The organism is Rhodovarius sp., from assembly GCF_040399605.1.
Taxonomy (GTDB): domain Bacteria; phylum Pseudomonadota; class Alphaproteobacteria; order Acetobacterales; family Acetobacteraceae; genus Rhodovarius; species Rhodovarius crocodyli_A.
The window spans coordinates 1-13,239 of the sequence record NZ_JBBARU010000086.1 but is presented as its reverse complement, the minus strand read 5'-3'; the positions used below and the strand labels follow the sequence as shown (position 1 = coordinate 13,239).

Genomic DNA, 13,239 nt, shown 5'->3' with positions numbered 1-13,239 from the left:
GCCCCGCGCCACCCAGCCGCCACAGCCCGAGGCGGGCACCGCGCATCTCTCGGTGCTCGATTCGCGCGGCAATGCTGTAACGATGACCACGACGGTGGAGGGCAATTTCGGCGCCCATATCGGCGTGGGTGGCTTTGTTCTGAATAATCAATTGACCGATTTCTCTTTCCGGCCGGAGATCGATGGCTTTCCCGTGGCCAATCGGGTGGCGGGGGGCAAGCGGCCGCGCTCCAGCATGTCCCCGGCGCTGGTGTTTGATGCGCAGGGCAGGCTGGTGGCCATCACCGGCTCACCCGGCGGGGCGCGGATTATTGGCTATGTCGCGCAGTCGCTGGTGGCGCTGCTGGATTGGGGCATGGAGCCGGCGCTGGCGGCGGGGCTGCCGCATGTGGGCCCGATGAACAATGCGGTGGAGTTGGAGGCGGGCACGGCGGTGGCCAGCCTGGCTGCCCTGCTGCAGGAGCGCGGCCTGCCGGTGGTGACAATGGCAATGCCCTCGGGACTGAACCTGATCCGGATCCAGCCCGGCAACCCGCCCGTGCTTAACGGCGCGGCAGACCCCCGGCGCGAGGGGCTGGTTGTGGCCGAGTAAGCCGCCGCCGCGCGGATGAAATTCACTTGAAATCACGCCAAGGCCCCGATCATCATGACCTAAGCGTCACAGATCAGGATGCAGCGACATGGGCGGATTTCTCACCGATGATGACCTGAACGCATTGCGGCCGGCTGATGAGGTGATGTTCCCCTCACCCATCCCGACCCAGGTGATCAGTTCCGACGAATTCTGGCCCAGCCCGCAGACCGAGCGGCAAAAGCAGGTCGAGGCCCGGATCAAGGCGATGGCCGATGATTATGGCGCCAAGCAGGGGCTGGACCGCCGCCGTTTCCTGCAGACCGCCTCGGGCATGGCGGCGGCCTTCCTGGCGATGAACGAGGTCTATGGCCCGCTCTACACCGTCTCGCGGGCTGAGGCGCAGCAGGCAGATACGGCTGCGGCCCGGCAATCCAGCCTGGCTGGCCAGTTCATCATGGATGTCCACACCCATTTCCTGCGTCCCGACACGCGGATCATGACCTTTGTCGAGGCCCGGCGCTCAGTCGGCCGGGCCGGCTGGAACCCGGCTTTGGTGGGGCGGGAGCAGACCATCCAGGACCTGATGGAGGCGAATTGGTTCAAGGAGGTCTTCCTGGATTCCGACACCTCGGTGGCGATGATATCGGGCGCGCCCTCCGATGATCCGAAGGATTGGTTCCTCACCAATGACATGAAGTTTGATGCCCGCAAGCGTGTGAATGATGCCGCCGGCACCCGCCGGGTGATGAGCCATGCCATTTTCACCCCAGGCCAGCCGGGCTGGATGGATGAGGTGGAGCGCTGCATCGAGCAACTGCGCCCCGATAGCTGGAAGGGCTATACGGTGGGCGACAACACCAACAAGCATCTCGCGCAATATCCCTGGCGGATGGATGATGAGCGGCTGATGTACCCGTTTTATGAGCGTATCCTGCGCGCGGGGAACAATATCGTCTGCGTCCATAAGGGGCTCTACCCGCAGCAGGTGACCAATCGCTTCCCGCATCTGCTGCCCTTTGCTGGGGTCGATGATGTGGGCCGCGCCGCCAAGGACTGGCCGCAGATCAATTTCGTGATCTACCACTCCGCCTATCGCTGGGTGGGTGGTGGCGGGGCCGGGGTGGGGATTGACCAGTTCAACCGCACCGGCCGGGTGGATTGGACCACTGATTTGGCCGAAATTCCGGCGAAATTCGGCGTGAACAATGTCTATGGCGATCTGGGCCAGATCTTCGCCCAGACCACGGTGGTAGAGCCTGGGCTATGCGCCGCGCTGATGGGCACGCTGATCCGTGGCCTGGGGGCGGATCATGTGGTCTGGGGCACCGATGCGATCTGGACCGGCAGCCCGCAATGGCAGATCGAGGCGCTGCGCCGGCTGGAGATTCCCGAAGCGATGCAGCGCGCCCATGGCTTCGCACCGCTGGGGGCGGCGGATGGGCCGATCAAGAGCATGATCTTCGGCGGCAATTCGGCGCGGATGTATAATTACCAGCGCCGCGCTGATTTGCTGGATGACCCGGTGGCGCGGATCAAGCGCGATTATGCCGAGAATGGCCCGGGGCGGAGCAACTTGGCCTATGGCTATGTGGCGCGGGGCTGAACGCCTCAGCCATCCGCGCGGAGTTTGAGGATTTCGCGCAGCAGCCCGGTCGTGCTGCCGTCATGCTGGCCGGGCTTCACCACCCGCTCCTCCAATTGGGCCAGCAGCGGATTGGCCAATTGCTTGCCAAGCTCCACGCCCCATTGGTCGAAGGGGTTGATGTCCCATAGCGCGCCGAGCACCGCGACCTTGTGCTCATACAGCGCGATGAGTTGGCCGAAGGTGAAGGATTCCAGCCGGGGCAGCACGATGGTGGTGCTGGGCCTGTCACCGGGGAAGACGCGGTGTTCGACCAGCTTTTCGATCGCCGCCTCATCGCTGCCGGCGGCCCGCATTTCGGCTCGCACGGCATCGGCATTCTTGCCCGCCAGCAGCCCCTCGGCCTGGGCCAGGCCATGGGCGAGCAGGATGCGATGGTTTTGCGTCCAGGGATGGTCGGGCCGGGCGATGAGGATGAAATCCACCGGCACCGGCTGCGGGCTTTGATGCACCATCTGCATGAAGCTGTGCTGGGCTGAGGAGCCGGGCTCGCCAAACACCACCGGGCCTGTGGCCTGTGGCACCGGCTCACCGCGCAGCGTCACGCGCTTGCCCAGGCTTTCCATTTCCAACTGCTGCAAATGCGCCGGCAGCCGGCGCAGGCGCTCATCATAAGGCAGCACCGCGCGATGGCTCAGGCCCAGCGCATTGACATGCCAGATTTCGGTGAGTGCCAGCAGGACCGGCAGGTTCTCGGCCAAGGGCGTGCGCAGGAAATGCAGGTCCATCGCCCTCGCACCTTCCAGCATCCGCTCGAAACTGTCCCAGCCCAGGGCCAGGGCCAGGGAGAGGCCGATGGCCGACCACATGGAGAAGCGCCCGCCCACATAATCGCCAAAGGGAAAGACCCGTTCGGAGGGAATGCCGAAATCGGCGCAGGCCTGAATATTGGTCGATAGCGCGGCCATATGCGAGGCCGCCTTGTCCTCGCCCAGCGTCTGTGCCAGCCAGCCCTTCACCAGAACGGCATTGGCCATGGTCTCCTGGGTGGTGAAGGTCTTGCTGGCCACGAGCACCAGGGTGCGGGTGGGGTCGAGCGTGGCGAGTAGGGCGCGCCAGCCATGGCCATCGACATTGCCCAGATGCAGGGCCTGCATCGGCGAGGCCGGGTTGATCAGCGCGCGCACCGCCATCACCGGGCCCAGATCACTGCCGCCAATGCCGATATTCAGGATATGGGTGAAGCGATTGCCGGTGGCGCCGCGCAGTGCGCCGCCATGCACCGCCTGGGTGAAGGCATGCATGCGCCCCAGGGTGGAATGCACCTCGGCCGCCACCGCGGCCCCGCCCGAGGCGCGGCTGGCCCCCACCGGCGCGCGCAGCGCCATATGCAGGGCGCGGCGGTTCTCGGTCACGTTCACATGCTCGCCATTGGCCATGGCGTCGCGCCGTTCCTCAACGCCGGCCGCGCGCGCCAATTCCAGCAAGGCGGCCATCGCGCGGGCGTCAATTGCGGTCTTGCTGATATCGAGCAGCATATTGTCGGCGCGGAATGACATGCGCTCAAACCGCTGCGGATCGGCGGCGAAGAGGGCTCGGATAGTGTCCGGCGCAGTGCCGTCGGCGCGGGGCATTCGTCCCGCGGCCATCACCGCCGCCCATGCATCGCTCATATTGTCACCCATGGCAGGCTTCTACAGGCCAATCGGCTGGCCGGCTACTATGATCGAGAGCGGTGTTTCGCCAAAGCCCTGCGCGGCGCGGGCCACATCCTCGCGCGTCAGGGCGGAGAGCCGGGCGGGGCGGGCGGCCAGCCAGGCGGGTGTGCGGTTGTTCTGCATGAGGCTCAAAAGCCCGGCGGCGATGCGCCGGCTGTCGCTGAATTGCAGCGGCAGGGAGCCGTTGAGGAAATCCACCGCCTCAGACAGTTCATCCTGTGTTGGCCCATCATTGGCCATGGCCCGCCAGCTTCGCTCCAGCAGGGCCAGCATATCGGCCGCGTTGCGATTATCAGTGCTCGCCTGGCCCACGATCACGCCACGGCCAAAGAGCACATCCATGCCCGCGCCAATGCCATAGGTCAGGCCGCGCTCCTCCCGGATCAGCTTCATCAGCCGCGAGGAGAAGCCGCCGCCGCCCAGGATTCGCAACGCTACCTGGGTGGGTTCCCAGCGCGGATCATGGGGTAGGGGGGCATTCTGGCCGAATTGCACCGCCGATTGGGGGGCCGGTTTTTCCACCACCTGGCGGCCGAATTGCGCCAGCGCCGGCAATTCGGGCAGGGAAGGCGGGGCACCGCGCGGCAGGCCACCGAAGAGGGCGTTGATCGCCGCCCGCAGTTCTGCCGCGGTGATGGCACCGGCGGCGGCGATCAGCAGGCCCTCGCCGCGGAATTGCCGGGCAATAGCCGCAGTCAGGCCGGCTGCGGGGATGGCGGCGAAGCTTTCGGGGCTGGAACTGCGGCCGGCGGGGTGGCCGGGAAAGCCTGCGGCCCAGAAGGCGCGGCTGGCCATGCCGCGGGGCGTTTCGGTCGCCTGGCGGGCGCCGACGATGGCGCGTGCCCGCACCCGGTCGAGATCACGCGCATCAAGCCGCGGCTCGGTCATCGCCAGCCGGGCGAGGCGAATGGCCTCGGGCAGGGCATCGCTCAGCGCGCGCAGGCTGCCCGATGTGCTATCGCGGCCCACGCTGAAATTGATCGCGACCCCGGCATCGCGCGCGGCATCGGCGAAGGCCAGATTGTTGAGGTCACCGGCACCCTCGCTCAGCATGGCGGCGGCCAGCGCCATCATGCCCTCATGGCCGATGGGGTCGAAGGCGGAACCCCCGCGCCAGGACCAGTTCAGCGAGACGACGGGGACGGAATGGTCCTCCACCAGCCAGGCGGTGATGCCCCCCTCCTCGATGATGGTGATGGGCAGGGCGAAGGGGGCGCGCGGCGGCAGATCGGCCAGCGAGGTTGCGTTGGGGATCATGCCGGCAGCAGCCAGCCGGTGGTGGCGAGGGGATTGGCCAGCACCGCGCGTGCCGCCGCATTCACCTGGGCTTGGGTGACCGCCCTGAGCCTGGCGGGCCAATATTCCGCCTCCTCAATCGGCAGGCCGAGGGAGAGGGTGCCGCCGAGCATGCGCGGTGCTGCGCCAATGCCGTCCAGCGCCAGCAGCGCGCCGGCGGTTTGCTGGCGGATGGCGCGGGCGGTTTCGGCCTCGCTCACGCCATCATCGAGGAGTTTTTTGATCTCGGCCATCACCGCGCCCTCCAGCGCCTCCCGCGTCGTGGGCGCGCGCAGGGTGGAATAGATGGTGAAATTCGCCGCCCCCGCCGTCTCGCCATCATAGCCGGCGCTGGCATTGACCGCGAGGCCGCTCTCCACCAGCGCCCGATGCAGCCGCGAGCCGGTGCCACCGCCCAGGATATGGGCCAAAATCTCCAGCGGATGGGCGTGGTGGGTCTCGCCCCAGGTCATCGAGGGGGCGGCGATGGCGCGCACCAGCACGGCCTCACGCGTTGCGGCCTCGCGCCGTTCAAGCCGCTCTTCCACCGCGGCGGCGGGGGTGGCGTTGCGGGCGCGGGGAGTGAAGGGGCGGGTGGGCACCAGGCCATAGGTGGCCTCGGCCAATTCGCGCGCGCGAGCCTCGGTCACGTCACCAGCCAGGATCAGCGTGGCATTGCTGGGCGAATAGCGGGCGGCGAAGAAATCCAGCATGTCCTGGCGGGAAATGGCGCGGATTTCCTCCGGCCAGCCAATGATGGGGCGGCCGCGCCAATGCTGGCGGCCCCACATCGCGGCATCGAAACTCTCCTGAAACAGCGAGCGCGGCTGGCTTTCAATCACCTGCCGCCGCTCCTCCAGCACCACATTGCGCTCGGCCTCGAATTCATCGGGATTGAAGGCGGGGCCGGCCATGCGGTCAGCCTCCATGCGCATCATCAGGGCGAGGCGGGAGCTTTCAACATGCTGGAAATAGGCCGTGGCATCGCGTGAGGTGAAGGCATTGTCCTGCCCGCCCTCGCGCGCCACGAGGCGAGAAAAATCGCCCGAGGGCACATTGCCCGAGCCCTTGAACATCATGTGTTCCATGAAATGGGCAATGCCGGAGAGGCCGGCAGGGTCCTCACCCGAGCCCGCGCCATAAAAGACATAATGGGCGACAACTGGCGCGCGGTGGTTTTCCGCCAGCACCACTTTCAGCCCATTGCCCAGAACCCAGCTCTTGGCGCCGAAGAGCGGGCGCTCTGTTACGGCAGGGGGCGTGGCCTGGGCGGCGGCAGGCAGGCTGCCTGCGGCTGGCACGGCAAGGGCGGCGGCGATGGTGGTGCGTCGGGTCAGAATCAGCATTCCTGACAGATGGGGCTTGGCAGCCCGCTTGGGAATGCCGCCGGCGAGATTTCCTCGGCGCTGAGCAATTCAGCGGGGTTACAGGTTGAAGTCCAGCCCAGCTTTGCAGCGGCAGGGCGTGGGTGCATGTTTGCAGCCCGCCTTCAGGGCCTCAGCCAGGAAAGTTAAGCCCCATGCCACACCGCCCGAACACCGCCCTGCCGGTCACAATGGCATGATGCGCGCCGCCTGGTGGGAGAAGAACGGCCCTGCGGCCGAAGTGCTGGCACTGGGCGAGATGCCCACGCCCAGCCCCGGGCCCGGCGAGGTGCTGGTGCGCGTGATGGCGAGTGGGGTGAACCCTTCGGATGTGAAATCCCGCCTGGGCCGCGCGCCCGCCTTTGCCCGCATTATCCCCCATAGTGATGGCGCTGGGGTGATTGCGGCGGTTGGCGAGGGTGTTCCGGCCGACCGGGTGGGGCAGCGCGTCTGGCTGTGGAACGGCCAATGGAAACGCGCCTTCGGCACCGCGGCCGAGTATTTTTGCGCCCCCGCCGCGCAGGCGGTGGAATTGCCGGACAATACCGATTTCGCCGCCGGCGCCTGCTTTGGCATACCGGCGTTGACGGCGCTGCATGCGGTGCTGACCGATGGCGGCGTGGCAGGCCAGGCGGTGCTGGTGCAGGGCGGTGCTGGGGCGGTGGGGCATTACGCCATCCAATTCGCCCGGCTGCTGGGGGCGAGGCAGGTGCTGGCCACCGTGAGCGGGCCGGAGAAAGCCGCCCATGCCATGGCCGCGGGGGCGGATGCCACGATCAATTACCGCGCGGAGGATGTGGTGGCCCGGGTGCAGGCGCTGACCGCCGGGCGCGGGGTGGAGCGGGTGATCGAGTTGGATCTTGCTGGCAATGCCGCGACCCTGCCGGGCCTGCTGGCGCCGGGTGGTTTTGTCGCGGTGTATGGCTCGAACCGGCCAGAGGCCTCGCTCTCCTTCTTCCCCAATATCGTCTCGGGCATCGGCTATCGGTTTTTCATTGTCTATGAACTGACCGATTCCGACCGGGCCCGGGCGGTGGGCGCGCTCAATGCCTGGGCGCGGGCGGGGCTTTTGCAGCACGCGGTGGCGGCGCGCATGACACTCGCCGATATCGTCGCCGCGCATCAGGCGGTGGAGCAGGGCAGCGCCATGGGCAATGTGGTGTTGGAGATTTAGAGCCTGTTGCCTTCGCGGCTCCAAGCTTGTGTTTGGTGAACATCTTTATCCGTTCAAACGATGCCGTTTGAACGGATGATGCCCCAGGCCCAGGCCCTCAGCCGTCGATTCGAATACCCAATTCCCGAATCAGCGGCCGCCACACCGCATTCTCGGCGGCCACGAAAGCGTTGAATTCGGCCGGTGACCAGGGCCGGTATTCGATGCCTAGCGTGCTCATCCGGCCTGAAATCTCCGGCGACTGGATGGCGGCGATCATCTCGGCGCTCAGCCGGTTGATGATTGTCGCAGGTGTTGCGGCCGGCACGCTCATGCCCTGCCAGCCATAGGCCACGGCCTCGGCAAAGCCCAATTCGCGCAGCGTGGGCACGGCGGGTGCCTTCTCGGAGCGCGTCTCGCTCAGCACGCAGAGTGCCCGCACCCTTCCATCGGCGATGAAGGGCAGGCCGGTGGCGGTATCGATCACCACGCTCTCGATATTGCCGGCCAGCAATTCCTGCATGGCGGCGGGGCCACCACGGAAGGGCACATGCTGGGCATCAAGGCCGGTGCGGCGCTTGACCATTTCCATCGCCAGATGGTGCGGGCTGGCCACGGCAGGCGTGCCGTAATTGGGCGCGAGGCTACGCGCGGCGGCCCGGTAGGCGGCGAAATCCTGCCAGGGGCTATCGGCGCGCACCACCAGATAGAGCGGGAACCGACCAATGAAGCCCACGCCGGTGAAATCAGTGTCCGGGTTAATCGGCAGGCGGGCATAGAGGGCGGGATTATAGACCAGAATGCCGTTATCGACATGCAGCCAGGTCAGGCCATCGGCCGGGCTGCGGGCCGCCGTCTCGCTGGCCAGCACGGCGCCGCCGCCGGGGCGGTTCTCCACCACCACATTCTGCCCCAGCCGGGGCGCCATGAGCCCCGCGATCAGCCGTGCAAAGGCATCCGAGGCGCCACCGGGGGGATAGCCCACAATCCAGCGCAGCGGCCTGTCGGGGAAGCCCTGCGCCCCCGCCGCAGTGGCGACGAGACTGGCAGGAAGGGCCAAGGTGGTTCGGCGGGAGAAGCGCATGCGAGGTTCCTGTGACATGCTACGGATTGAAGCGGGGCTGGCTGCTGAGGGCAAGGCGCAGGCTGCGCCACGCCGGGCTCAAGCCGGTTTGGCCAGCACCCTTTGGTAGCGGCCATGGCGCCATTGCACGAGGCGGAAGGCGGCCCGCCCGGCCCAGGAGGAGAGCATCCCCCGGGGCGGCAGCCCCACCGCCTTGAACATCATGCCCATGGCACGGTCGAGATGAGGCTGGCGATAAAAACCCATGGCCCGGCCCATATAACCGGCGATGCAGCGCTGATGGTCGTAGCTGGCACCCTCAGGCTCATTGGAGACGTGATAGGCAAAGGCGAGTTCGTCATCCTCGCTTTCGGTGGCGCGGCTGAGCGCCACCTGGAAACGCCCCAGCCGCGAGAGGTTCTCGCGCGCCAGATAGCGCCGCAGATGATCATAGAACAGCTTGAAATGCCGATACTCATCGGCTGCGATCAGGCGGCAGACCTGGACCAGCACGGGCTCGGCCGAGGCATCGGCCAGGGCAGTGTAATAGCTGGAAGTGCCGGTCTCTACGATGCAACGCGCCACGAGTTCGCCCGAACGTGAGCCGCGGCGCGAGGCATCGGCCCGAACATCGATCTTGTAGCCGGCGCGATAGCGGAGGAAGCAGCCGGAATAATCAAAGCTAGGATCGGCTAGGCTGGCCCAGCGCCCCAGCGCATCCCCATGCTGGACTTCCTCAACCGCCCAAAGATCCGCCGCAGCGCGGAAATCCGGATCGTCAGCGAAGACGCTTTTGAGGTAGAGCGCGTAATCATCACCATTGCGCTCGACCATGGCCGCTGATTTGACCAGCGCCACGATCTCAGGATCGACCAATGCCGGATCAAACCGGTGCCAATCAATATCGTCCAGGGTCCAATGCTTCATGAACGCGATGTTCGCTCGCCAAGCCCTGGTTTCAAGCCGGACGCCTACGATGCCTGGGCAAGTGTGGCCATGCTGCGCATGGAGAGCAGGCGCGCCATCGCGGCGTCGCGCTTCTCCGGGCTTGCCATGGCGGCGGCGTTGTATTCGGCCTCAGCCTCGGCCACGCGGGCTTCGGCATTGGCGCGGCTGATCTCGGAGAGCGGTGTTGCCTCATCGGCCAGCACCGTCACCCGCTCAGGCGTCACCTCGGCGAAGCCGCCGGCGACGAAAAGGCTCTCGGTCACCTGGCCGTTTTCGGTGACGCGAATGGCGCCACCGCGAAGCGCCACGATCATCGGCGCATGGCCGGGCAGCACGCCCATCTCACCCTCGGCGGCGGGGATGATGACCATATCGACCTGGCGGGAGAGCAGCAGCTTCTCCGGCGAGACGAGTTCGAGTTGGAAAGTGGCCATGTCACGCCCCCAAGTGAGAAATCAGTGGCGGCCGAAGCCGCCCTTTTTGCCCCGGGCGAGGGCCCGGGGCTGCGAAGGCTGCTATCAGGCGGCCTGCTTGAGCGATTCGGCCTTCTTCACCGCATCCTCGATCGGGCCAACCATGTAGAAGGCCGCTTCGGGGAGGTGGTCATATTCGCCCTTGCAGATCGCGGCGAAGCTTCGGACGGTGTCCTCGAGCTTCACGAAGACGCCAGGCGTGCCGGTGAAGACCTCAGCCACATGGAAAGGCTGGCTGAGGAAGCGCTGCAGCTTGCGGGCCCGGGCGACGATCAGCTTATCCTCTTCCGAGAGCTCATCCATGCCCAGGATCGCGATGATGTCCTGCAGCGACTTATAGGTCTGCAGGATGCGCTGGACTTCGCGGGCGGTGTTGTAATGGGCTTCACCGACCACGCGGGGGTCCATGGCGCGGCTGGTGCTGTCCAGCGGGTCCACGGCGGGGAAGATCCCGAGTTCGGCGATCGAGCGGTTCAGTGTCGTCGTCGCGTCCAAGTGGGCGAAGGAGGTGGCGGGCGCGGGGTCGGTCAAGTCATCGGCCGGCACGTAGATGGCCTGCACCGAGGTGATGGAGCCCTTCTTCGTGGAGGTGATGCGCTCCTGCAGCGCGCCCATATCGGTCGCCAGCGTCGGCTGATAGCCCACCGCCGAGGGGATACGACCCAGAAGCGCCGAGACCTCGGCGCCGGCCTGGGTGAAGCGGAAGATGTTGTCGATGAAGAACAACACATCCTGCCCCTGCTCATCGCGGAAGAACTCGGCGATGGACAGGCCCGAGAGCGCGACGCGGGCGCGCGCACCCGGCGGCTCGTTCATCTGGCCATAGACCAGCGCCACCTTCGAGCCTTCGGTATTGCCATCATTGAGCTTGATGACGCCGGCATCGACCATCTCGTGATAGAGGTCATTGCCCTCGCGGGTGCGCTCACCCACGCCAGCGAAGACCGACACGCCGCCATGGCCCTTGGCGATGTTGTTGATCAGCTCCTGGATGGTCACCGTCTTGCCCACGCCGGCGCCGCCGAAGAGGCCGATCTTGCCGCCCTTGATGTAGGGGGCGAGCAGGTCGATCACCTTGATGCCGGTGACCAGGATTTCCGCGCTCGTCGCCTGATCCTCGAAGGAGGGCGCGGCGCGGTGGATGGTGTAGGTCTTCTCATGCGGCACCGGGCCACGCTCGTCGATCGGCTCGCCGATGACGTTCATGATGCGACCCAACGTGCCGGCACCCACGGGCACCGAGATGCCAACGCCGCTATCGGTCACTTCCGAGCCACGGACGAGACCATCGGTCGTGTCCATGGCGATGGTGCGCACGGTGCGCTCGCCCAGATGCTGCGCCACTTCGAGCACCAGCGTGCGATCGCCGATCTTCACGGTGAGCGCGTTGAGCATGGCGGGCAGTTCCTCGGGGAACTGCACGTCCACGACCGCGCCAAGCACCTGGGTGATCTTGCCAACATTGTTCTTCATGGGAGCGGCTCCTTAAACGGCTTCAGCACCGGAGATGATCTCGATCAGCTCGCTGGTGATGTTGGCCTGGCGTGTGCGGTTATAGTTCAGCGTGAGTTTCTTGATCATCTCGCCGGCATTGCGCGTGGCATTATCCATCGCGTTCATGCGGCTGCCTTGCTCGCCCGCGCCCGATTCGAGGAGCGCGCGATAGACCTGGATGCTCAAATTCTGCGGCAGCAGCGCTGCCAGAATCTCTTCCTCGGCCGGCTCGTATTCGTAGAGCGCCTGTGCACCCGAAGCGGCCTCTTCCGCCGTCTCGGGCAGTGGTGCAGGGATGAGGCGCTGCGCCGTTGGCACCTGGGAGATGACGTTTTTGAACCGATTATAAATCAGTTCGCAAACATCAAAATCACCATCGGCCAGCATGGTGGTCACCATGGTGGCCACACCGGCGGCATCCTCGAAGCCAATCCGCTTTTGGCCGGCGAAGCTGACCTCAGCGGTGAAGCGGCTGGCCAATTCGCGCTTGAGGAAGGCAGCGCCCTTACGGCCCACCGTCATCAGCTTGACCGTCTTGCCGGCCGCCTCCAATTCGCGGACGCGGCTGCGGGCGAAGCGGGCGACATTGGTGTTGAAGGCGCCGCAAAGGCCACGCTCAGCGGTGACGACCACCAGCAGATAGGTCTTCTCGGAACCGGTGCCCACCAGCAGCCTCGGCGCATCGGGGCTGCCAACAACGGCAGCGCCCAGGGCGCCCAGCATGCGGGCCATACGCTCGGCATAGGGCCGGGCGGCCTCAGCCTGGCTCTGCGCGCGGCGGAGCTTGGCGGCGGCCACCATTTTCATGGCCTGCGTGATCTTGCGCGTGGATTTCACGCTATTGATCCGCAGGCGAAGCGCTTTCAGGCTTGCCATCAGGTATTACGCCGCGAAGGACTTGGCGAAACCGTCCAGGAAGGCGACCAGCTTGTCTTCGGTCGACTTCTTGATTTCGCGGTCGTTGCGGATGGCGTCCACGATCTCCGGCGCAGAGGCCTTGATCTCGGAGAGCATGCGGCGCTCGAACTCACCCACGGAATTGACCGGGATGCCATCGAGATAGCCACGCGTGCCGGCGAATATGGCCAGCACCTGCTCCTCAACCGGAACGGGCTTGAACTGCGGCTGCTTCAGCAGCTCAGTCAGGCGCGCACCGCGGGCCAGCAGGGCCTGGGTGGAGGCGTCGAGATCCGAGGCGAATTGGGCGAAGGCGGCCATTTCGCGGTACTGGGCCAGTTCCAGCTTAATCTTGCCGGCCACCTGCTTCATCGCCTTGATCTGGGCGGCCGAGCCGACGCGCGACACCGAAAGACCGACATTCACCGCGGGGCGGATGCCCTTGAAGAACAACTCGGTCTCCAGGAAGATCTGGCCATCGGTGATCGAGATCACATTGGTCGGAATATAGGCGGAGACGTCACCGGCCTGGGTTTCGATCACCGGCAGAGCGGTGAGCGAGCCGAGGCCGAAATCTTCGTTCATCTTCGCCGCACGCTCGAGCAGGCGGGAGTGGATGTAGAAGACGTCACCCGGATAGGCCTCGCGGCCCGGCGGGCGGCGCAGCAGCAGCGACATCTGGCGATAGGCGACGGCCT

At 66.0% G+C, this 13,239-nt stretch carries 11 protein-coding genes and 1 pseudogene; 3 read left to right on the top strand and 9 right to left on the bottom strand.

Annotated features, from left to right (window positions below):
• Both ABWP84_RS16200 and ABWP84_RS16195 read left to right on the top strand, forming a co-directional pair.
• A partial coding sequence (locus tag ABWP84_RS16200) for a gamma-glutamyltransferase (protein ID WP_353213072.1) occupies nucleotides 1-592 on the top strand: 592 nt, incomplete at its 5' end.
• An 88-nt stretch (nucleotides 593-680) separates the two neighbouring features.
• Entirely contained in the window at nucleotides 681-2,177 is a 1,497-nt protein-coding gene (locus tag ABWP84_RS16195) for an amidohydrolase family protein (protein WP_353213071.1), read from the top strand.
• A 5-nt stretch (nucleotides 2,178-2,182) separates the two neighbouring features.
• Here ABWP84_RS16195 and pgi read toward each other — a convergent pair whose 3' ends face one another.
• The 3 genes from pgi to ABWP84_RS16180 are packed head-to-tail and all read right to left on the bottom strand — an operon-like array spanning nucleotide 2,183 to nucleotide 6,495.
• On the bottom strand, nucleotides 2,183-3,829 hold the full coding sequence (pgi, locus tag ABWP84_RS16190) for a glucose-6-phosphate isomerase (protein ID WP_408904283.1): 1,647 nt from the start codon (nucleotides 3,827-3,829) through the stop codon (nucleotides 2,183-2,185).
• Nucleotides 3,830-3,850: 21 nt separating this feature from the next.
• Nucleotides 3,851-5,131 carry a pitrilysin family protein gene (locus ABWP84_RS16185; RefSeq protein ID WP_353213069.1) on the bottom strand — a complete coding sequence of 427 codons (1,281 nt, stop codon included), beginning with the start codon at nucleotides 5,129-5,131 and terminating at the stop codon, nucleotides 3,851-3,853.
• The gene (locus ABWP84_RS16180; RefSeq protein WP_353213068.1) at nucleotides 5,128-6,495 is read right to left on the bottom strand and encodes a pitrilysin family protein; all 1,368 of its coding nucleotides are present in this window, start codon (nucleotides 6,493-6,495) and stop codon (nucleotides 5,128-5,130) included. The genes ABWP84_RS16185 and ABWP84_RS16180 overlap by 4 nt, the downstream gene beginning before the upstream one ends.
• A 214-nt stretch (nucleotides 6,496-6,709) precedes the next feature.
• Here ABWP84_RS16180 and ABWP84_RS16175 point away from each other — a divergent pair, with 214 nt between their 5' ends.
• Complete coding sequence (locus ABWP84_RS16175) at nucleotides 6,710-7,687, top strand: NADPH:quinone reductase (protein WP_353213067.1); 978 nt, start codon at nucleotides 6,710-6,712, stop codon at nucleotides 7,685-7,687.
• Between the two features lie 97 nt (nucleotides 7,688-7,784).
• Here ABWP84_RS16175 and ABWP84_RS16170 read toward each other — a convergent pair whose 3' ends face one another.
• The 6 genes and pseudogenes from ABWP84_RS16170 to ABWP84_RS16145 all read right to left on the bottom strand — a co-directional run.
• Nucleotides 7,785-8,768 (bottom strand): tripartite tricarboxylate transporter substrate binding protein, encoded by a 984-nt coding sequence (locus tag ABWP84_RS16170; RefSeq protein WP_353213066.1) that lies wholly within the window; start codon nucleotides 8,766-8,768, stop codon nucleotides 7,785-7,787.
• A 60-nt stretch (nucleotides 8,769-8,828) separates the two neighbouring features.
• Nucleotides 8,829-9,656: a ferritin-like domain-containing protein gene (locus tag ABWP84_RS16165; RefSeq protein ID WP_353213065.1), complete on the bottom strand. Its 828-nt coding sequence runs from the start codon at nucleotides 9,654-9,656 to the stop codon at nucleotides 8,829-8,831.
• A gap of 44 nt (nucleotides 9,657-9,700) precedes the next feature.
• On the bottom strand, nucleotides 9,701-10,111 hold the full coding sequence (gene atpC, locus ABWP84_RS16160; protein ID WP_353213064.1) for an ATP synthase F1 subunit epsilon: 411 nt from the start codon (nucleotides 10,109-10,111) through the stop codon (nucleotides 9,701-9,703).
• A gap of 84 nt (nucleotides 10,112-10,195) precedes the next feature.
• Nucleotides 10,196-11,623, bottom strand: a complete 1,428-nt coding sequence (atpD, locus tag ABWP84_RS16155; RefSeq protein WP_353213063.1) for a F0F1 ATP synthase subunit beta — start codon at nucleotides 11,621-11,623, stop codon at nucleotides 10,196-10,198.
• 12 nt (nucleotides 11,624-11,635) lie between these two features.
• Entirely contained in the window at nucleotides 11,636-12,520 is an 885-nt protein-coding gene (locus ABWP84_RS16150) for a F0F1 ATP synthase subunit gamma (RefSeq protein ID WP_353213062.1), read from the bottom strand.
• 6 nt (nucleotides 12,521-12,526) lie between these two features.
• Nucleotides 12,527-13,239: pseudogene (locus ABWP84_RS16145) on the bottom strand (F0F1 ATP synthase subunit alpha); the annotation flags it as partial.